Origin of the sequence: Sphingobacterium sp. UGAL515B_05 (assembly GCF_033097525.1) — a bacterium.
Classification (GTDB): domain Bacteria; phylum Bacteroidota; class Bacteroidia; order Sphingobacteriales; family Sphingobacteriaceae; genus Sphingobacterium.
The window spans coordinates 4,725,976-4,744,701 of sequence record NZ_CP109907.1; the positions used below are offsets into that span (position 1 = coordinate 4,725,976).

Sequence of the window (18,726 nt, forward strand, 5' to 3'; positions counted from 1 at the left end):
TACTATCGGACCTTCTTTTTTTTATTGCTCTTGTTTATTGATGAACACAAATTTACCGTCGAATACATCCAGACGAATAATCGAATCGCGATTTACTTTTCCGGATAAAATTTCCTTCGAAAGTTCATTTAGAATTCGTTTTTGAATGACACGTTTTAAGGGTCTCGCTCCATAAATAGGATCGTAACCAAGTTGTGCCAACCAATCCATTGCTTCATCAGAAGCCGTAATGAATATATTTTGTTCGGCCAGCTGTTTCTGAACATGTGCAAATTGTAAACGAACAATATCTCCAATTTCATCTCGACTTAATGGCGTAAACATAATCACTTCATCGATACGGTTCAAAAATTCGGGACGAATCGATTGTTTTAAAAGATCGAATACCTCATTGCGTGTTTTGGCGATAATTTCATCCCGATTATCATCGGTCAGATGACTGAAATTCTCCTGTATAATGGTCGACCCCGTATTGGAGGTCATAATAATAATAGTGTTTTTGAAGTTTACCACACGACCTTTGTTGTCTGTAAGATGGCCATCATCCAATACCTGCAATAGGATATTGAATACATCGGGATGAGCTTTTTCAATTTCATCTAACAAAACAACAGAATAGGGTCTTCTTCGAACGGCTTCAGTCAATTGCCCGCCTTCATCATAGCCGACATATCCTGGAGGCGCTCCGATTAAACGAGACACTGCGTGTCGTTCTTGATATTCCGACATATCAATACGAACCATGGATTGTTCGTCGTCAAATAAGAACTCGGCGAGTGCTTTTGCAAGTTCGGTTTTTCCGACTCCGGTAGTCCCTAGAAATATGAACGATCCTATTGGCCGTTTCGCATCATTTAATCCAGCACGTGATCGACGAATCGCATCGGAAATAGCTTCTATTGCTTCATCCTGACCGGCGACACGTTTATGAAGCTCTTCCTCAAGATTCAATAATTTTTCGCGTTCTGATTGAATCATTTTGCTCACAGGTATTCCCGTCCATTTTGCAACAACATCGGCAATGTCTTCTGAAGTAACTTCTTCTTTGAGCATACGCTTGCTTTCTTGTTTTTCTGCGAGTTCAGCCTTTAGTTTGTCAACTTTTTCTTGCGCTTCTTTAATCCGTCCATAACGAAGCTCTGCTACCTTTCCATAGTCTCCGGAACGTTCGGCCTGCTCCGCTTCGAGTTTGTAGTTTTCAATATTCTCAATCTCTTGATTGACATTGTCAACAAGACTCTTTTCTTCTTGCCACGATGCTCTCAACGTATCTCTCTCTGCCGATAGATTGGCGATACTTTCCGATAATTCGGCGACTTTTTTGTCATCATTTTCACGTTTCAAGGCTTCACGCTCGATTTCCAATTGCATGATACGACGTTCAAGCTCATCGACAGCTTCCGGTACAGAGTCCATCTCAAGGCGTAATTTGGATGCTGCCTCATCAATTAAATCAATCGCTTTATCTGGTAGAAAACGATCGGAAATATAGCGCTGTGACAATTCCACGGCGGCAATGATAGACTCATCCAAAATGCGTACTTTATGGTGTGTTTCGTAGCGTTCTTTTAGGCCACGGAGAATAGAAATAGCATCTTGTGTGTCGGGTTCTTCAACCATGACTTTCTGGAACCTACGCTCCAATGCTTTATCTTTCTCAAAGTATTTTTGATATTCGTTTAAGGTTGTCGCTCCAATTGCGCGTAGTTCACCTCTAGCTAAAGCTGGTTTGAGGATATTAGCCGCATCCATGGCGCCTTCACCACCTCCAGCACCCACCAATGTATGGATTTCGTCGATAAAGAGTATAATGTCTCCATTGGAATCGGTAACTTCTTTTACAACCGCTTTTAGACGTTCTTCAAATTCACCTTTATATTTAGCTCCGGCAACCAAAGCGCCCATATCTAAGGAAAATACGATCTTAGATTTTAAGTTTTCAGGTGCGTCGCCTTTTATAATTCTGTAAGCAATACCTTCCGCAATAGCCGTTTTACCAACCCCAGGTTCACCGACGAGTATGGGGTTGTTTTTGGTACGACGGGAGAGTATCTGCATCACACGTCGAATTTCTTCATCACGGCCAATCACAGGATCCAATTTGCCGGATTCGGCATATTCATTTAAATTTCGGGCATATTTCCCCAAAGCATTGTAGGTGGCCTCCGCATTTTGATCGGTTACCCGACTGTTTCCGCGCAATTCTTTTATGGCGGTCTTTAAGTCTTTTTCTGTAACGCCCTGCGACTTAAGTAATGTTGAGGTCTTATCAGAAGTTGCCAGGATACCTAATAGTAAATGCTCTACCGAGACAAATTCATCATTGAATTCTTTGAGATAGCCCTGTGCTTTCTGAAGTGCATTGTTGGCATCACTACTTAAATAAATATTGCTGCCACTAACCTTCGGAAAACCTTCAATTTGTTTGTCAAGTTCAGTACCGAGATAGCTGAGGTTGACATTTAACTTTTTTAATAAGTGGCTGACAACATTTTCATCCACGGTGAGTAAAGCTTTTAAAATATGCGCTGTCTCAATGGCCTGTTGTTGATGGCCTGCCGCAATTTCGGAAGCTTTTTGTATAGCCTCTTGGGCTTTAATTGTATAGTTGTTAAAATTCATTTTTATTGTCTTATTTAAAGTTTCGTTGATACATATTGGTTATAACAATTGAAGTGCCATTCAGGTTTTAAGCCATACTTCGGAAAAAATGGCAATATTTTTTATTGAATCATGACAAATTTTCAGTTATTAAAAATAATGCGCTTGATTTTTAAATAATTGCCTTATCAGGGTAGAAAATTCTTGAAATCGACTTGCATTTTTGGTTTAAGCTTTCGATATTTGCAGCATCTTAAAACGGTCAGACGTTATAAGATTGAAAAGAAGTAACGCCTCTTTAGCTCAGCTGGTAGAGCAACTGACTTGTAATCAGTAGGTCATTGGTTCGATTCCGATAAGAGGCTCTTTTAAGCAACATGCATTAAACTTCTTTAAAAAGCCTCTTTAGCTCAGCTGGTAGAGCAACTGACTTGTAATCAGTAGGTCATTGGTTCGATTCCGATAAGAGGCTCTTTGAGCGACACTCATTAAAATTCATTTGAAAGCCTCTTTAGCTCAGCTGGTAGAGCAACTGACTTGTAATCAGTAGGTCATTGGTTCGATTCCGATAAGAGGCTCATAAAAAAGATCCCCAAGATTTCTTGGGGATCTTTTTTTGTTTAGTCTAAACTAAGTTTTGCAGCTGTAGCGATTTTCTTTGGTATATCTGTGTTATCCATTTTCTGATTGAATTGTTCGGAACCAACACCGATGGCATAAACCGGTGCATAGGCTGCCGAATGGTTGTTAGAGGCCCAGCTTATTGATCCCATCCGATTTAAGATTGAAATACTCAATGCGGCAATCTTGTCGTCGCTTGCGTAAAGGCTTTTTGCGGTTTCATTTTGATGATCGACAAAGCTTTTTTGATAGGCAGCTTCTAAAGCACTACGATCAGTTTCATGGATTGTAATTTTGGAAAATAAACCTGTTTGAGCAGCAATGAGATTCTTGAGATCGCCCCATGTTGCATTTGGATTATTCTTACGAAGGTTGCCAATTGCGTTCGAAAGTTCTGCATGCGAGATTTTTTGGTGGGACAAGAATTTTGTTTTCAGCGAAGAACTTCCATTACCGACACCTAATCCGCCCGTTTCATGGTCCGCTGTAACGACTATAAGTGTTTCATTTGGAAATTTTTTATAAAAATCATAGGCGAGTTGTACGGAGTTATTGAAATCCAACACTTCCTGAATCGTTGTAGCCGCATCATTTGCATGGCATGCCCAATCAATTTTTCCACCTTCAATCATTAAAAAGAAACCATTTGTATTATTTTTATGCAGTGAAGTGATAGCTGCAGATGTGATATCTGCCAGTTTTAAATCACTTGGCTTTTGGTCTATGGCATATTTAAGGGCATCTATGGGGCTGCCATCTGAATTCATCAATATGATCTTATCTGATTTATTTGGTAGTTGTGCATAAGCATCTTTTCCTTTAAGCACTTTATAGCCGGCTTTTTCTAATATGGGGAAAAGCGATGGCGCCTTTTTATGATCAAATGTTGTTTCGGGTTTGAGAAAATTGGATCCGCCAAAAAAATCAAAATTCGAAGTGACAATTTCTTTACCGATTTCATAATACATGTCGCGGTCTGCTTGGTGTGCATAAAATGAAGCCGGGGTAGCGTGGTCTATGCTGACGCTTGTAATAATACCGACTTTCTTTCCTTTTTCCTTTGCGGCATAAGCTATACTCTTATAGGGGACTGTTCCCGTACTGTCCATACCGATAACGCCATTTTTGGTTTTTTTTCCAACGGCTAATGCGGTACCTCCAGCGCCTGAGTCCGTTACGCCATTCGAGAGTGAATGTGTGGAGGCAAATCCAACATGAGGAAATTGAGTGAACACAAGTGGGATTGGGTTATCTTTATGCTGTACTTCAGCTTGATGAATTTCGGTGAGATTAACCTGGTTGAGGCCCATGCCATCACCAATTAAGTAAAAAATGTATTTTGCTTCTTGGCCAAAAGAGGGGAAAACTTGTACAAAAACGAGGAGGAACAGAAATAAAACGTGTTTTTTCATTTGAATGGTTGTTATTTTAAAAAAACACAAATTACAGCCTTAGGATTAGCTTACTGTTAATTCAATATTATGAATTGTTTTTTTACTTGTTTCAACTGGTTTCTGCTGCTAATTTCTGGATATCTTTCACGGTTACAGTATGGATACCTGTTGTGTAATGATTGATCGCCTGTAACATTGCCATAGCAACTTGTCCTACTGAAAGAGGTTCGTATGTTTTGAATAATCCTATTGTATTAAAGATACGAAGGGCAGCTATGGCTGTTTTTTCACCCAAGCGATCTGTATTTGGTCGGATTAGTCCTCCAGGTTGGAAAATAATAAGCCGATTGAAATCAAGAGCTTTAACATCCTGTTCAAGGCTTCCTTTCATGCGGTTATAAAAAATTTTTGATGCAGGATCCGCAAGAACAGCCGATAATAAGAGAAAGGTAGGAAAACCATTTTTTTTAGCCAATGCCGCAAATTGCAAATTAAGATCATGATCTATTTTCCATTGTGCATCTTTACTGCCTGCGTCTTTTAATGTGGTGCCAAGGCAGGAAATTGCGACATCGCCCTGTATCACTTGCTCAAAATCCGTTAGATTTTCAAAATCTACGATAACCTGTTTCAATTTAATGTGCTCCTCAAACGAGACACGTCTTAAAAGCACAACGATTTCCGTAATTTCCTTAGATTTTAACATCAATTGAACGAGCGCTCTTCCTGTAGCGCCAGAACCACCTATTAAAACTACCTTCATTATTTTCTTACTTCTTTTTTTTATTCATTATCTTGCATTAATTGCTTTACTGAGCGTTATTTGCCCAGGTGATTGAGCATGCAATTAATCTTTATAATTGGGCTTGCCAGGAGTAAAGCGAACAATAGATTGATCCAATCGGAGGGTGTCAGCGACGGTAATCAAGTCTTCTTCGACGATAAAATTTTGATCAATAGCGGTTTTTATTGTCGTAAAATCCTCTTGATCGGCGTCCTGAAAATAGAGGAGGGATTGAATCGTAGATACAGCCACCAGTTCGAGTAATTCGTCTTCACCTTCGTATCCAACGTAGAAAAAATCTGCCATAACAATGATATTTGATGTTATACGAATATACTTTTTTTATTTTTAAAATTTGTCAATTAGCACGAGAACTTCTTGAAGAGTGATAGACACGATGTCAAAAAGTTGTTGAAATTTTTGTTTCTTTGAAACAGTTTTGGGTAGCCATCGTAAAATATATTATATTTGATATAGTCATTTTAAAGATAATTAACAATAAGTTTTAATAACGATGGATAAAGAGCAGATACAAAATTGGTTAGATAATGGGTATGATATACTTCATCATGGAAGACCAGTGAAGGTTGAAGGTGATTTGTGGGACTACATCGATGGATTGGGAAGCTATGAAAATGTATATGTTTTGCGCGAATTGATCTACTGGACAGAAGAAGAATTGGCAAATATAGGTAAGTAGTGTGGAGACCCTGAAATAGAGGTTCAGGATCCCATGAATGTTTTATTGTACTAGAATATAATATTACGTTTAAAGGCACAGCCTAATTCAATAAGGGAATCTGTTTTTGCAATTCCCGGAATGCTATCGATTTTTTCATAAAGCAATTGTCGCATATGTTCGTGGTTCTTAGCAATAATTTTTACATATAGCGTGTAATTACCCGTAATATAATAGCATTCTGTAACTTCTGGTATTTTCTTAAGTTCTTCAATAATTCGGCTCGAGTCATGATCTTTCTCTAAACTTAGCCCTGTAAAAGCACCCCAATCATAGCCTAGCTTTTTTTCGTTTAATACAGGCTTTATACCGGCCAGTATTCCTTGTTCCGTCAATCGGTTGATTCGTTGATGAATCATCGTATTGGATACGCCCATAGCTGTTGCTATTGCAGAATAGGCCATCCGTCCATCTTCGTCTAAATATTTTAAAATCTGTAGATCAAAATCATCGATACTATTCATTGTAGAAAGCGGTTTAAAAGTTAATTTTAATATTTTTATGCTAATTTAGTGTTAAATTTTATTTTTCAGTCAATAAAAAAGTAAATATTGTATATTTGTTATTATTAGAAAAAATCTGAATTATGAGTACAGTAGCTAAACATGGTAAGGGCGAGATGTTCATTGCCAAAGAAGAAAAATATGGAGCGCACAATTATCATCCTCTTCCAGTCGTATTGGAACGAGCTGAAGGAGTGATGGTGTGGGATGTTGATGGAAAGTCTTATTTCGATTTCTTGTCTGCATATTCTGCTGTCAATCAAGGACACTGCCATCCGCGAATTATAGATGCTTTAAAAGAGCAAGCTGGGAAATTGACACTTACATCGCGGGCATTTTATAATAATAAATTGGGCGATTTTGAAGAAATGCTTTGTCAGTTATTTGGATTTGATAAGGCTTTGGTGATGAATTCGGGAGTTGAAGCGGTAGAAACGGCAATGAAGCTTTGTCGTAAATGGGCCTATCAGGTGAAAGGTGTAGCAGCCAATCAAGCGAAAATTGTCTTTGCCAAGGACAATTTCCATGGTAGGACAATCTCTGTTATATCGGCATCCAATGATAACACAGCAACACATGAATTTGGTCCCTTTTTAGATGGTATAGTACTCGTTCCCTATAATGACGTTGACGCACTAGAACAGTTATTCAAAGCAGATAAAAATATCGCCGGTTTTATCGTTGAGCCAATTCAGGGCGAAGCCGGTATTGTCGTTCCGGATGAGGATTATCTGATGCGCGTGAGACAATTATGTACAAAATACAATGTATTGTTTATTGCAGACGAAATCCAAACCGGTATTGCTCGGACGGGAAGTATGTTGGCATCCTATGATATTGATGATACGCAAAGTCAAAGCAAACCAGATGTTCTGATTTTAGGGAAAGCTTTATCGGGTGGTGTATTGCCGGTATCGGCAGTGTTGGCAAATGACTCTATTATGTTGTGTATTAAACCGGGCGAACATGGTTCTACCTATGGTGGGAATCCCTTAGCCTGTGCAGTAGCTATGGAAGCGCTAAATGTTGTGCGGGATGAAAATTTGACGCAACGGGCGTTTCAGATGGGGGCATTGTTTTTGGATGGATTGCGTCAGATTGCTGCTAAGTGCACGTTAATTACAGAAGTGCGCGGAAAGGGGCTCTTGACTGCCATTGTAATTGATGCGGATGAAGAAAGTGATTTGGCCTGGAATATCTGTCTCAAATTTAAAGAAAATGGACTTTTAGCGAAGCCTACACATGGTAACAAAATTCGATTGGCTCCGCCGCTGGTTATTACCAAGGAGCAAGTCGAGACTTGCTTAGGGATTATTGAGCGATCGTTGACTAATTTGAAATAGTGTATGGAGAAAATGATTGAATTGATCAAAAACAGATCGGACATCGGAGCAGGGACCAGGGGTTCAGATCTGGGCATCGACGCCATCGAAATAGCTGCAATTAATAAAGGAAGTCAATATTTCATTAACTATCCATTTGTTGATGTGCCGACTCGAAATAGCTCCATTTATCAGAATGATAATCATCCTTTTGCGAAACATATTCAGCAGATTTATGAACAATGCAAACAAGTAGCTTCCACTGTTGAAGATAGCTTATCTTCCGGCAATTTTCCATTGGTGTTTTCAGGGGATCATTCCTCCGCAATGGGGACGATCAGTGGTATAAAGTCCGCTTATCCCGATAAGCAACTCGGTGTAATCTGGGTAGATGCGCATGCCGATATTCATTCTCCGCACACAACACCCTCAGGCAATATGCATGGAATGCCTTTAGCGGCGATGTTGAATGAAGATAATGTGCCATGCAAAATCAATGAAATAGACGAATCGACACAAGAATTTTGGAATAAACTAAAACGAATAGCTGGCCCAGTAGGTAAAATACAATCCAGTCATTTGATTTATTTTGGTGTAAGGGATACGGAAGAACCGGAAGATCTGGTCATTGAACGACTTGGCATTAAGAACTATCGTGTGGAAGATACGAGACAGCGGGGAATAACCGATTGTGTGGCTGAAGCATTGAAAATCCTAGAAGCATGTGATATGGTTTATATCTCTTTTGATGTAGATAGCATGGATAGTGAATTGATCTCGGATGGCACGGGAACACCAGTGCCTAAGGGGTTTTTGCCAAGGGAGATTGTGTTGATTTTAGAAGAGATCATCCGATCTGGAAAGGTAATTTGTTTTGAAATTGTTGAAGTTAATCCGTTATTGGACAATAAAGGTAATAAAATGGCAGAGGTTGCATTTGATATATTAGAACGGATCACTCCGCTCATTGAATTGAAATCGGGTAATTAACCGGTTATGGGATTGTCTATTTTCAAGCCCTTTTATTGATGTTTGTCGTCAATAAAAGGGCTTTTTTAATAGTATATCGTTGAGCTTGGCGGACAAAAATAAGTCAGCCTTGCTTATGTTAAAACGTGTGTTGCTTTATGTGATTTAATATTGTGTTAACATGTTTCATGTACATTTGCATTTCGATTATTTACGTTAAATATGAGGATTTCTGATAAAATTACTTTGTTTCTACTTTTTTTTATACAGCTTTTTTTGTGGCACCCGGGTACTGCACAGGTTGAATCCTTTAAGGATATTAGAGGATTAAGTCAAAACCATCCTGATTCTGCAATTATGCTTGTCAAAAAACGTTATGCAAAAGCTGTTACGGATAAAGACTTATTATTACAAGCCAATTGTTTACAGGCGATTGGATGGTTATGTGTCAATCAGGGACACTATGGACAGGCGCAGGACTACTATTTTCAAGCCGATCGAATTTATTCGCAATTAAATTCAAAACAGCATCTTGCTTCGAATTGGAGTGATATCGGGGAGCTCAATATTTTCAACAAACAACATGATGTAGCGAAAGTTTATTTTAACAAGGCGCTACATTCTTTCCGAACAGAAGGGGATAAAAATGGAGCGGCAGGTACATTAGGGAATATAGGGCATTTATTTGAAAAGGAAGCGAACTACGACTCCGCCTTTGTCTACCAGAATCTTGCTTTGTCCATTTATAGCAGTGTTGGTAATAAAAATGGAGAAGCCAAGATCCATGAAAATCTGGGCAGTATTTATGAAGATCTTGCAAGGTACGACAGCGCTTTTTTTCATTTTGAAAAAGCAAGTACTCTCTATACGGAAACAAAAGACAATTATGGAAAAATTGTGGTCATAAATAATATGGGCGATATTTTTAGAAAGACCAATAAATATCCAGAAAGTATCAAACTGACACAATTGGCTTATCAGATGGCGGAAAATTTGGGTGATGTGTATCAAATGGCTGCTACGACAAAAGATTTGAGTAGGACCTACGCCTTGCGTGAGCAGATGGATAGCGCATATTTTTATGCAGAAAAGAGCCGTAAGTTAGTGCTTGAACTGTATAGCGTAGATGGTGCTCGACATACAGCTTTTTTTCAGGCGCTCTACGATATGAATCAAAAAGCTGAGGAAATTGAAAAATTGCAGGTAACAAAAAGAATCAACTTAATCATGCTGTGGGGAACAATCGTGGTTTTAATTTTGTTAATTGTATTGTCCTATGTATTGCATAGTCGTCAGAAAATTAAGATCAAAAATCAGATTACTGAATCGCGAAAACAGGAGGCCGAACGTGAGTTGACCGAAGTAGCTCTTAAAAACCAGTTGCTTGAAGATAAGCAGCTCAAACAAGAACTGTCACTCAAGCAAAAGGAATTGACATCCCATACCTTAAATCTAATCCGTAACAATCAATTTTTGGAAGAACTTCGTGATGAATTAAAAGGAATGGTTAAGGACGAACGCCGGGATCAAAAACGACAAATGCAGAAGTTGGTGTTGCAAATCAATGAAAATATTACGCAGGGCATCCATTGGAAAGAGTTTATGGGAACTTTCGAAAAGGTACATCACAGCTTTTTTGAAAAACTTATTCGACGATTTCCAGATTTGACGGCCGCGGATATGCGGTTAATAGCCTTGCTTAAAATAAATTTGAATAATATCGATATTGCCGTCTTATTGGGCATATCACAAGATAGTCTTCGTGTTGCCAGACATCGATTGCGAAAAAAATTAAGATTGGAACAAGGAGAGGATCTGACAGGTTATCTCGTTGGTATTTCTTAATTTTTTAACACAGGAGTAATAGAATGTTAATGGCGTGTAATTTGTTTTTAAATTACTGTTTACTAGTGTTTTATATCTTCTTGTTTCCTTGCTGTATAGAGCTCTTTTTACCTTGTTTCCTTGTTGTAACGCCAGATATTTTGTGCGATTAAAATTGGCTGCCATCTTTGCGACAACAATCAAAGATTCATAATAATCTAAGCAAAATGAAAAACTTTTTAACGGTATTACTTGCCTCCAGTATTTCGGTCAGCGCTGCTTATGCGACCAAAATCAAAGGTAAGGTATTGGATGGTCAGACTGGTGAAGCCATTGCTGGTGCAACAGTGTTCTTGGAACAGCGTGGGCTATCGACCAAAACACAATTGGATGGTTCGTTTGAATTCAAAGGATTATCTGCAGGTGTGGATAAGATTCATATCAAGCATATGGCCTATGCCGAATTAATTAAAGAAATCGAAATTCAAAAAGAAAATACACCTCATTTTATTTTTCAGCTGACATCTACCGAACAGACATTAATGGAAGTAACCATAAAGGGACGTCGGAATGGAGGGGATGATGATCCTAGTGCAAGGCGTTTGGAAAAGAATGCGTCACAAATTATGAATGTTGTTTCGGCGCGTGCAATAGAGATTTCTCCGGATATCACCGTTGCTAATGTTGTACAGCGTGTTTCGGGTGTATCTATAGAAAGAAATTCGAATGGCGAGGGGCAATATGCTATTCTGAGAGGGATGGATAAACGTTACAATACCACTTTAGTGAATGGTGTAAAGGTTCCAAGTCCGGATAATAAATACCGTTATGTCCCTTTGGATTTATTTCCTTCAGATATGTTGGAACGCTTAGAAGTCTACAAGTCGCTAACACCAAATATGGAAGCCGATGCGGTGGGTGGAGTTGTCAATATGGTTATGAAATCGGCGCCGACTAAATTATTGCTTCAAGCAAATTTGGCAACAGGTTACAGCCAGCGTTATTTTAATCGTGATTTTGGAAGCTTTTCAACAGGCGGAACCTCGGCTAAATCTCCCTACGAACAGCATGGGAAGAATTACAATGCAACCGCTGCTGATTTTAATAAGGGGGCATTAGATTATACCTATAAAAAGCCCCTTCCAGATCTTGTAGGCAATTTGACAATGGGCAATCGGTATTTGGATGATAAATTGGGCGTTATTTTGGGTGCGAGTTATCAAAATTTACATCGAGGTAGTCGTTCTATTTTTTACAAATCGGCTGTCGTTGGGGTAAATCCCAATGCGGTAATTACTGAGCAGAGTGATCGTCAATATGATGAACAGCAACAACGCTTAGGTTTACATAACAAGATCGACTATCGATTTAATCCAAATCATCGGGTTAGCTTTTATCAAATGTATGTGAATTTAAATAACATGCAATTGCGTGATGCGGTAAATACAATATATAATGGTCAGTATGACCCCAGTATTGGTAAAGCCGAACTGACCTATGTGACAAGAAGCCGGAAAACACAGCAACAGATCTACAATGGTACCCTACAGGGGGATCATCATTTTTTAGATAATCGTCTGAATGTCCGTTGGTCAGGTGTGCTTTCTTCAGCGCGCAATCAATTGCCACAAAATACGATGATCAGTTTGGATGGAGTAGAAGAAAATTTTGAACGTAAAAGGACTTCTCTCGTCAATAAATCTCCTGTAACCTATCGTTGGGAGCGGAATACCGATAATGATCATGCAGGCTATTGGGATGTAGCTTATAAAGTTCCAATGGAAAACAGTAAGCTGGAGCTATCGACCGGAGGTTTGTATCGTGATAAACAGCGTAGTAGTTTTTACAATAACTATAACTTATCACCAGCTTCGGCAGAAGAGGCAAAGTATAAATACGGCGTGGATTTTCAGCGCTATACCGATCTCAATTTGACCGTCACCAATCCTACCGGAGCTGTCGCAAATCCATTAACTTATGATGCTGGCGAGAAGACCACAGCATTGTACGGTATGTTCAATTATGAGAATGACAAATGGCAGATGATCGGTGGGATCCGGATGGAGCATACCAATCAGAATTATAAATTATTGTTTCCTGCAGGAGAAAAAAGACCAAAAGGATCCCAAATTTATACAGAGTGGTTGCCAAGTTTGACCATGAAATATCATTTGGACGAAAAACAACAGCTTCATGCGGCCTATTATCGTGCGTTAAACCGACCTGGATTTTATGAAATTGTACCCTCAAGTGTGGTTAACGAAGAATTTTTAGAAAAAGGAAACCCAGATTTAAAACATGCCTTAGCAGATAACTTCGATTTAAGGTATGAATTATTCCCTGAAGCTTCCTCTCAATTTCTTGTAGGTATGTTTTACAAGAAAATCAAAAATCCAATTGAATATACCTTTCAACCGGATGAGGTTCGTAAACAGGATGTATACTACACCCCCGGTAATTTTGGTAACGCCAACAACTTTGGTCTTGAGGTTGATTATATCAAGTATATCCAGAAATTTGGTGTTAAGGCCAATTATACCTATACCCATTCACGTATAACGACCGCCAAGATGTCGCGTCGAATCAATGAAACCACACAGGACCCTGAAGCGATTATCGTGGATCAAACGAGACCGCTATATGGGCAAGCTGCACATGTGGCCAATCTATCGCTACTTTACAAAGATGCTAATAATGGCTGGGAAGGACAAGTAGCTGGATCTTATACCGGCTCACGAATCAATACAGTGTCGCAATTTTTGAACGATGATTTATGGCAAAAAGGATTTGTTCAGTTAGATGCTTCTATTGAGAAGAAATTAAAAGCTGGTTGGGCCATTTTTGCCAAAGCCAACAACATCTTGAATACACCAATGGAATTGTATGTGAAAGGAACAAATCCCGAAAATGAGAAGATCGCTGAAAAGCTTATTGAAGGCGGAAATACTTTGATTAGGAAGGATTTATATGGACAGAACTATATCCTTGGTTTACGTTATTCATTTAGTAAATAATAGACCCGCGTAAAACAGGGCATGTTTTAATCTGAACATGTGCAACGTGAAATAACAACAGTTTGTTTCGGTGAAGCTTTCACTTTTTTGGAAAGCCAATGTTTTGGATAAGTGAAATCTGCTTCATCATTAAAAATTAAATATATACAGATGAAAAATAAATGTATTTTATCGTTTCTAGCGTTTTTTGTTGTGGTGCTAAGTGCCTGTGAAAAAGCAAATATTGATGTTGATACTTCTGATGCTGATGGAAGTGCTATAGGTGAGGTCTCCGGTGTGTGGAGCAAAGGGAGTGTGCAGCATATCAAGGGAGATATTATTATTCCCGAAGGCAAGAGCCTGACGATTGAGGAAGGTGTAACCGTATTGATGGATTCTGTCAATAAGCCTGAAATTGTTATTTTGGGTAATTTGTATGCACTCGGTACAGCTGAAAATCCTGTAAAGTTTACGGTTGAAGATGGGTATAAGACGAAGACGAATGAATTTGGCAAGTTATGGGGAGGAATTTTAGCCGCTCCAAGTTGCCAGGAGCTTGTTTTGGACAATACCGTCATTGAATATGGCGGTGCAATTACATCGGATGCGTCGACTTCTGTAAAAATGGGCTTGTATAAAAAAGTGTCTGGTGAAGCTTTGCCAGCTTTGTGGTTCTCAAATCCAGACGGAAAGCTAGTTGTTCAAAATAGTACTGTAAGTCATTTTCACGAAGACTGTACGTATATTGAAGGCGGAAAAATCATTTTCGCTAACAATCGTTTCTTTTCTAATGGGGTGACAGGGGGAGAAGCGATGAATTTCAAATCCGGATGTCTTGCCGATGTTGCTTATAACCTCGTGTATAGTGTAAATACCAATGCATTAAAACTATCCAACTCGGGAGACCGTACACCTCAGGCTTATATTATTGTTTATAATAATACCATGCTCAATACAGGGTGGCGCAGACCTACAGCCAAAGGAGGCTCCATATGGTTAGAAGCGTCTGTCAGAGCAGAAATTTATAATAATCTTTTTGCCAATACACGGTTTGGAGTCAAGCGTGATCCTAAAAAACCAGAAGATAACCGTTCTCTGTCAGGTAATAATTGGTATTATGGCTACGGTCAATTGACTGTAGATCAATTTCAGGTCGGTAAAAATGATATTGTAGGCGGTAGTAACGATGTAAGAGGTAAAGTGGCAGGGGAGAATAATCCTAAATTTGTTTCTTATCCTTTAGAAACATCGGTTGACAATTACGTATTTGATTCAACCTGGGATTTTCATCTTCAAGGGAATTCACCTGCATTAAAGGCTGGTACTTTGGATTTTAAACCCCATTTTACGAGTGGCCTGGTGATGTCAAACGGCCTAACATATAATTCTCCTCAGCCTGCAGCTTATGTTGGGGCATTTGGTTCCAAATTCTAATTTACTTCATATAATGACAAATTTAAAAACAATACTAACACTAACTTTGGGAGCATCAACCCTGCTTCAAATGGCATGCAAAAATGCGCAAACAAATAACGTAGAATCAATTAAACCCGTTGTTGTGACCGATGCTGTCCGTTATGATTCGGATGATCCTGCAATTTGGATCAATAAGAGCGATCCGAGCAAGAGTCTGATTTTAGCAACGGATAAAGATGCCGATGGAGCTTTATTCGTGTACGATTTACAGGGTAAAACGGTCAAAGAAAAAGTGGTTTCCAATTTAAAACGGCCAAACAATGTCGATGTCGCTTACGGTTTGGTATTGGGGGGGAAACCTGTCGATATCGCTGTCACAACAGAGCGTATGACCCATAAATTGCGTATTTTTTCACTACCTGACATGAAGCCGATCGATCAAGGGGGATTAGATATGTTTGTTGGTGAAACTGAGCCTGAATTCAGAGATCTGATGGGGATTGCCCTATATACTTCTCCAAAAGGAGAGATCTATGCTATTGTTGGACGAAAAAATGGACCAAAAGAAGGCTATTTGGGACAATATTTATTGGAGGATAATGGCTCTGGTTCAGTAAAAGCTACACTGGTTCGCAAATTCGGTTCATTTAGTGGAAAGAAAGAGATTGAGGCAATAGCGGTGGACAATGAGCTTGGGTATATTTACTATTCGGATGAACAGGTTGGCGTAAAACAATACTATGCGGATCCAGTAAAGGGAAACCAACAGTTGGCATTGTTTGCTACAGCAGGTTTTAAAGAAGATCATGAAGGTATTTCGATTTATAAAGTGACCGACAGTACTGGATATATCTTGGTGTCGGACCAGGGTGCAAATCGTTTTCAGGTTTTTAGTCGGGAAGGAACCAAAAGCAATCCTTTCGAACATAAATATCTGAAGACTGTGCCGGTTATGGCAACACAAAGTGATGGTTCGGAAACTACCTCTTTTAATTTAAATGAAACCTTCAAACATGGCTTGTTTGTTGTTATGAGTGACGATAAAACATTCCATTATTATCGATGGGAAGATATTGCCGGAGCCGATTTGAAAAAGAAATAGGTGACGAATTAATATTTCAGCAACAGTTGTGATTTGATTCGCAACTGTTGCTTTTTTTGCTATCGGAAATTTTATTGGTGGTAATTAGCGCTGTTATTTATACACTGACCGGAATTTTAAACCAAAAGGTTGACCCTTGGCCGATCTGGCTGTCGACACCAATTTCTCCTTGATGTTTTTGAATAATTTCTTTGCAAATAAACAGTCCTATGCCAAATCCCGATGCATAATGGTCCCCATCGTCATTTACACGATAAAATTTATTGAATATTTGTTTCTGGTCCTTATGATTGATGCCTTTTCCTTGGTCTTTGATCTCGACTTCAAAATAACCGGAATGTATGGCCACATGCATGGTAATTGTCGAATTGTTGGGTGAATATTTAATGGCGTTATCCATAAAGTTGATTAACACTTGTTCGATTTTATCACGATCGGCGATAATCTCCAAATTCGAATCTATTGCTCCTGAATAATGAATGAAGTGCTTTACAGATTTTAAAGCATAGATATTTTGAATATAATCGAGTAAAGAACAAACGTTAAATGTCTTTTTGCGAAGTACTAACTTACCCTCATTTAGTTGAGTAACATTTAAAAAGCCGTCGATTAAGCCGCATACGCGTTGCTTGCTCATTCGTTTGGTGGAGATATTGCATGCGCTTTTCGCTGCTCAGTGTACCTTCTTTGGCTTGTAGTAATTGGATATAGGCAATTAATGAGGTTAAAGGTGTTTTGAGTTCATGACTTGCGATACTAATAAAGTCTAGTTTTTTCCTTTCTTCTTCCTTGTCATTGGTGTTATCTATTATGGCGCCATAGATCATGTGTCTTGTCGTATCCGATTCCAATTGACTTCCGCCTATTGATCTTAACCATTTTACCTTACCCGTTTTTTTATCTTTTATTTCACATTGACAATCAAAAGGGGATTGTTTGAGCGTTACTTCCTGAAAAACATGATGAATGATGTTTCTATACTGCGGGAGAATTTGGTCGAAAAAGTCGGATTCTTTTATGTTGTCACGCTGATCGAAGCCAAATAATTCACGACAACGATCATTGAGCTCCATTTTCTTGGTTTCCATGTCAATAGAAAAGATACCGATGCCGGCAGCTTCTACGATCATTCTAAACTGTTGATCTCTTTTGGCGATAAGTTGATTAATTGCTTCAAGTTTTTCATGCTCTTGATGCTGGGTGGTAATATCTATAGCAGTGCCTGCAAACCATTCGGGCTGTTGGTTTTGGTCAAAGTATACTCTTCCTTTACAGTGCAACCACCGTAATTGAAGATCTTGCGCTCCAATGGTTCTAAATTGTACATCATAAACACCTTTGTTTTGGTAAGTCAGTGATTTTTTGACTTCCTGATCGATTCTATTTCTATCTTCTGGATGAATATATTTGAGTACCTCATTGTATGGGACATATTCACCTCTCGCAAAACCAAAGAGCTCCCGGGTCCGTTCATCCCAATTGACCATATAATTTTTACAATTTAAATTCCATGTACCCATCTCAGCCGACTGTAAGGCAAAATGGTAATGTTCTTCACTTTCTATGATTTTCTTGAGTGCATCCTTAAGCTTTTCATTGAGATCTTCGGTATGTTTAGGTGATAAGGTGTAATTATTCGTGGGGATTTTGTAGGGGGTTCCTGCTACTGTATACTTTTGAGTTAATAAATCTTGTAGCAGTTTTCGTTCAATGGTATTTTTTTCTTGCGTTTGTGGGGTGTCGTCTTCATTTTCAGGTATCAGTCTAATTTGATTAAATATGGCATAAATTTCACCCTTTTCATTGATGAGCGGGTGATATTCAAACGTGTGCGTATATCGAAGTGAAGATTGTTGTTCGGTTTTGAGTTTGATCTTTATCTTGTCGATCGGCTGCGTATTTCCATTTTCCCAAACGTTTTTCAAGAGGGGGATATAAGACGTTAATTCTTCTTGTTGAAGACAATTCTCAAGATATTGCCCAATCGCGCTGTGATCACAATTCCACAATTTTAACATGTCAGTGCTTGCATAAGAAATACGGAGATCTGCGCTATCATAAATTGCGCATGCATCCAATGAAGAAGAGAGAACGGCTAAAATATCTTTATCTGAACAAATCATAACATGTCAAAAATTAAGTGTTGATTAAAGCGATATCATGTATAGCTAGATTTAATAGCGTACAAATATTGTTCCTTTTCTCATGAGTTTTCTCCTTGTCGATATGGAGCAGCAATTATTGGTCCCTAGAAATCCCTACTTTTTGATCTGTTAGTCATCTCGGAGGCTGTTTAATATGGATTCATCCCATCAATAGTACAGTAAATAGAAATTCGTATCTTTATTTTGTTTATGCAGTCTGTTTCTATTTTATTTCAAATCGGAAAATTACAATACACCACTATTGTTTTCAATGTTTGGAAGAAGATGGAATTGAAAGTTTTTATTTAAATGCC

At 38.7% G+C, this 18,726-nt stretch carries 14 protein-coding genes and 3 tRNA genes; 10 read left to right on the forward strand and 7 right to left on the reverse strand.

The features are described from left to right. Positions 1 to 21 precede the first annotated feature (21 nt). Positions 22 to 2,622 carry an ATP-dependent chaperone ClpB gene (gene clpB, locus OK025_RS19420; RefSeq protein ID WP_317666297.1) on the reverse strand — a complete coding sequence of 867 codons (2,601 nt, stop codon included), beginning with the start codon at positions 2,620 to 2,622 and terminating at the stop codon, positions 22 to 24. Between the two features lie 271 nt (positions 2,623 to 2,893). On the opposite strand from clpB, the gene OK025_RS19425 reads away from it, so the two are divergent. The 3 genes from OK025_RS19425 to OK025_RS19435 all read left to right on the forward strand — a co-directional run bounded on the left by OK025_RS19425 (position 2,894) and on the right by OK025_RS19435 (position 3,179). Further along, positions 2,894 to 2,966, forward strand: a tRNA-Thr gene (locus OK025_RS19425). Between the two features lie 34 nt (positions 2,967 to 3,000). Further along, a tRNA-Thr gene (locus OK025_RS19430) sits at positions 3,001 to 3,073 on the forward strand. 33 nt (positions 3,074 to 3,106) lie between these two features. Beyond that, positions 3,107 to 3,179: transfer RNA gene (locus OK025_RS19435), tRNA-Thr, on the forward strand. A gap of 42 nt (positions 3,180 to 3,221) precedes the next feature. Here OK025_RS19435 and OK025_RS19440 read toward each other — a convergent pair. The 3 genes from OK025_RS19440 to OK025_RS19450 all read right to left on the reverse strand — a co-directional run bounded on the left by OK025_RS19440 (position 3,222) and on the right by OK025_RS19450 (position 5,706). Further along, complete coding sequence (locus OK025_RS19440) at positions 3,222 to 4,634, reverse strand: alkaline phosphatase (RefSeq protein ID WP_317666299.1); 1,413 nt, start codon at positions 4,632 to 4,634, stop codon at positions 3,222 to 3,224. Positions 4,635 to 4,725: 91 nt separating this feature from the next. Then, positions 4,726 to 5,379 carry an NAD(P)H-binding protein gene (locus OK025_RS19445; RefSeq protein WP_088161678.1) on the reverse strand — a complete coding sequence of 218 codons (654 nt, stop codon included), beginning with the start codon at positions 5,377 to 5,379 and terminating at the stop codon, positions 4,726 to 4,728. A gap of 84 nt (positions 5,380 to 5,463) precedes the next feature. After that, complete coding sequence (locus OK025_RS19450; protein ID WP_046673541.1) at positions 5,464 to 5,706, reverse strand: hypothetical protein; 243 nt, start codon at positions 5,704 to 5,706, stop codon at positions 5,464 to 5,466. Between the two features lie 208 nt (positions 5,707 to 5,914). On the opposite strand from OK025_RS19450, the gene OK025_RS19455 reads away from it, so the two are divergent. Beyond that, positions 5,915 to 6,100, forward strand: coding sequence for a hypothetical protein (locus OK025_RS19455; protein ID WP_046673540.1), 186 nt, complete (start codon positions 5,915 to 5,917; stop codon positions 6,098 to 6,100). A gap of 50 nt (positions 6,101 to 6,150) precedes the next feature. Here the strand turns inward: OK025_RS19455 and OK025_RS19460 are convergent, their stop codons facing one another. Beyond that, complete coding sequence (locus OK025_RS19460) at positions 6,151 to 6,603, reverse strand: Lrp/AsnC family transcriptional regulator (protein WP_088161676.1); 453 nt, start codon at positions 6,601 to 6,603, stop codon at positions 6,151 to 6,153. 122 nt (positions 6,604 to 6,725) lie between these two features. On the opposite strand from OK025_RS19460, the gene rocD reads away from it, so the two are divergent. From rocD to OK025_RS19490, 6 genes are all read left to right on the forward strand, one after another. Next, entirely contained in the window at positions 6,726 to 7,985 is a 1,260-nt protein-coding gene (gene rocD / locus OK025_RS19465; protein ID WP_317666302.1) for an ornithine--oxo-acid transaminase, read from the forward strand. Between the two features lie 3 nt (positions 7,986 to 7,988). After that, entirely contained in the window at positions 7,989 to 8,954 is a 966-nt protein-coding gene (locus OK025_RS19470) for an arginase (protein ID WP_317666304.1), read from the forward strand. Positions 8,955 to 9,155: 201 nt separating this feature from the next. After that, positions 9,156 to 10,778: a tetratricopeptide repeat protein gene (locus OK025_RS19475; protein ID WP_317666306.1), complete on the forward strand. Its 1,623-nt coding sequence runs from the start codon at positions 9,156 to 9,158 to the stop codon at positions 10,776 to 10,778. Between the two features lie 206 nt (positions 10,779 to 10,984). Beyond that, complete coding sequence (locus tag OK025_RS19480) at positions 10,985 to 13,771, forward strand: TonB-dependent receptor (RefSeq protein ID WP_317666308.1); 2,787 nt, start codon at positions 10,985 to 10,987, stop codon at positions 13,769 to 13,771. A gap of 150 nt (positions 13,772 to 13,921) precedes the next feature. Further along, on the forward strand, positions 13,922 to 15,184 hold the full coding sequence (locus tag OK025_RS19485) for a right-handed parallel beta-helix repeat-containing protein (protein ID WP_317666310.1): 1,263 nt from the start codon (positions 13,922 to 13,924) through the stop codon (positions 15,182 to 15,184). A 13-nt stretch (positions 15,185 to 15,197) separates the two neighbouring features. Continuing rightward, entirely contained in the window at positions 15,198 to 16,268 is a 1,071-nt protein-coding gene (locus tag OK025_RS19490) for a phytase (protein WP_317666311.1), read from the forward strand. 97 nt (positions 16,269 to 16,365) lie between these two features. Here OK025_RS19490 and OK025_RS19495 read toward each other — a convergent pair whose 3' ends face one another. Beyond that, on the reverse strand, positions 16,366 to 16,905 hold the full coding sequence (locus OK025_RS19495) for a HAMP domain-containing sensor histidine kinase (protein WP_317666312.1): 540 nt from the start codon (positions 16,903 to 16,905) through the stop codon (positions 16,366 to 16,368). After that, a complete protein-coding gene (locus OK025_RS19500) occupies positions 16,844 to 18,391 on the reverse strand; it encodes a PAS domain-containing protein (RefSeq protein ID WP_317666314.1) in 1,548 nt (515 codons plus the stop codon). Before OK025_RS19500 ends, OK025_RS19495 begins: the two co-directional genes overlap by 62 nt. Positions 18,392 to 18,726 lie beyond the last annotated feature (335 nt).

Coding starts and splice junctions, on each gene's coding strand:
- clpB (WP_317666297.1), bottom strand. CDS start 2,622: ATGAATTTTAACAACTATACAATTAAAGCCCAAGAGGCTATACAAAAA.
- OK025_RS19440 (WP_317666299.1), bottom strand. CDS start 4,634: ATGAAAAAACACGTTTTATTTCTGTTCCTCCTCGTTTTTGTACAAGTT.
- OK025_RS19445 (WP_088161678.1), bottom strand. CDS start 5,379: ATGAAGGTAGTTTTAATAGGTGGTTCTGGCGCTACAGGAAGAGCGCTC.
- OK025_RS19450 (WP_046673541.1), bottom strand. CDS start 5,706: ATGGCAGATTTTTTCTACGTTGGATACGAAGGTGAAGACGAATTACTC.
- OK025_RS19455 (WP_046673540.1), top strand. CDS start 5,915: ATGGATAAAGAGCAGATACAAAATTGGTTAGATAATGGGTATGATATA.
- OK025_RS19460 (WP_088161676.1), bottom strand. CDS start 6,603: ATGAATAGTATCGATGATTTTGATCTACAGATTTTAAAATATTTAGAC.
- rocD (WP_317666302.1), top strand. CDS start 6,726: ATGAGTACAGTAGCTAAACATGGTAAGGGCGAGATGTTCATTGCCAAA.
- OK025_RS19470 (WP_317666304.1), top strand. CDS start 7,989: ATGGAGAAAATGATTGAATTGATCAAAAACAGATCGGACATCGGAGCA.
- OK025_RS19475 (WP_317666306.1), top strand. CDS start 9,156: ATGAGGATTTCTGATAAAATTACTTTGTTTCTACTTTTTTTTATACAG.
- OK025_RS19480 (WP_317666308.1), top strand. CDS start 10,985: ATGAAAAACTTTTTAACGGTATTACTTGCCTCCAGTATTTCGGTCAGC.
- OK025_RS19485 (WP_317666310.1), top strand. CDS start 13,922: ATGAAAAATAAATGTATTTTATCGTTTCTAGCGTTTTTTGTTGTGGTG.
- OK025_RS19490 (WP_317666311.1), top strand. CDS start 15,198: ATGACAAATTTAAAAACAATACTAACACTAACTTTGGGAGCATCAACC.
- OK025_RS19495 (WP_317666312.1), bottom strand. CDS start 16,905: ATGAGCAAGCAACGCGTATGCGGCTTAATCGACGGCTTTTTAAATGTT.
- OK025_RS19500 (WP_317666314.1), bottom strand. CDS start 18,391: ATGATTTGTTCAGATAAAGATATTTTAGCCGTTCTCTCTTCTTCATTG.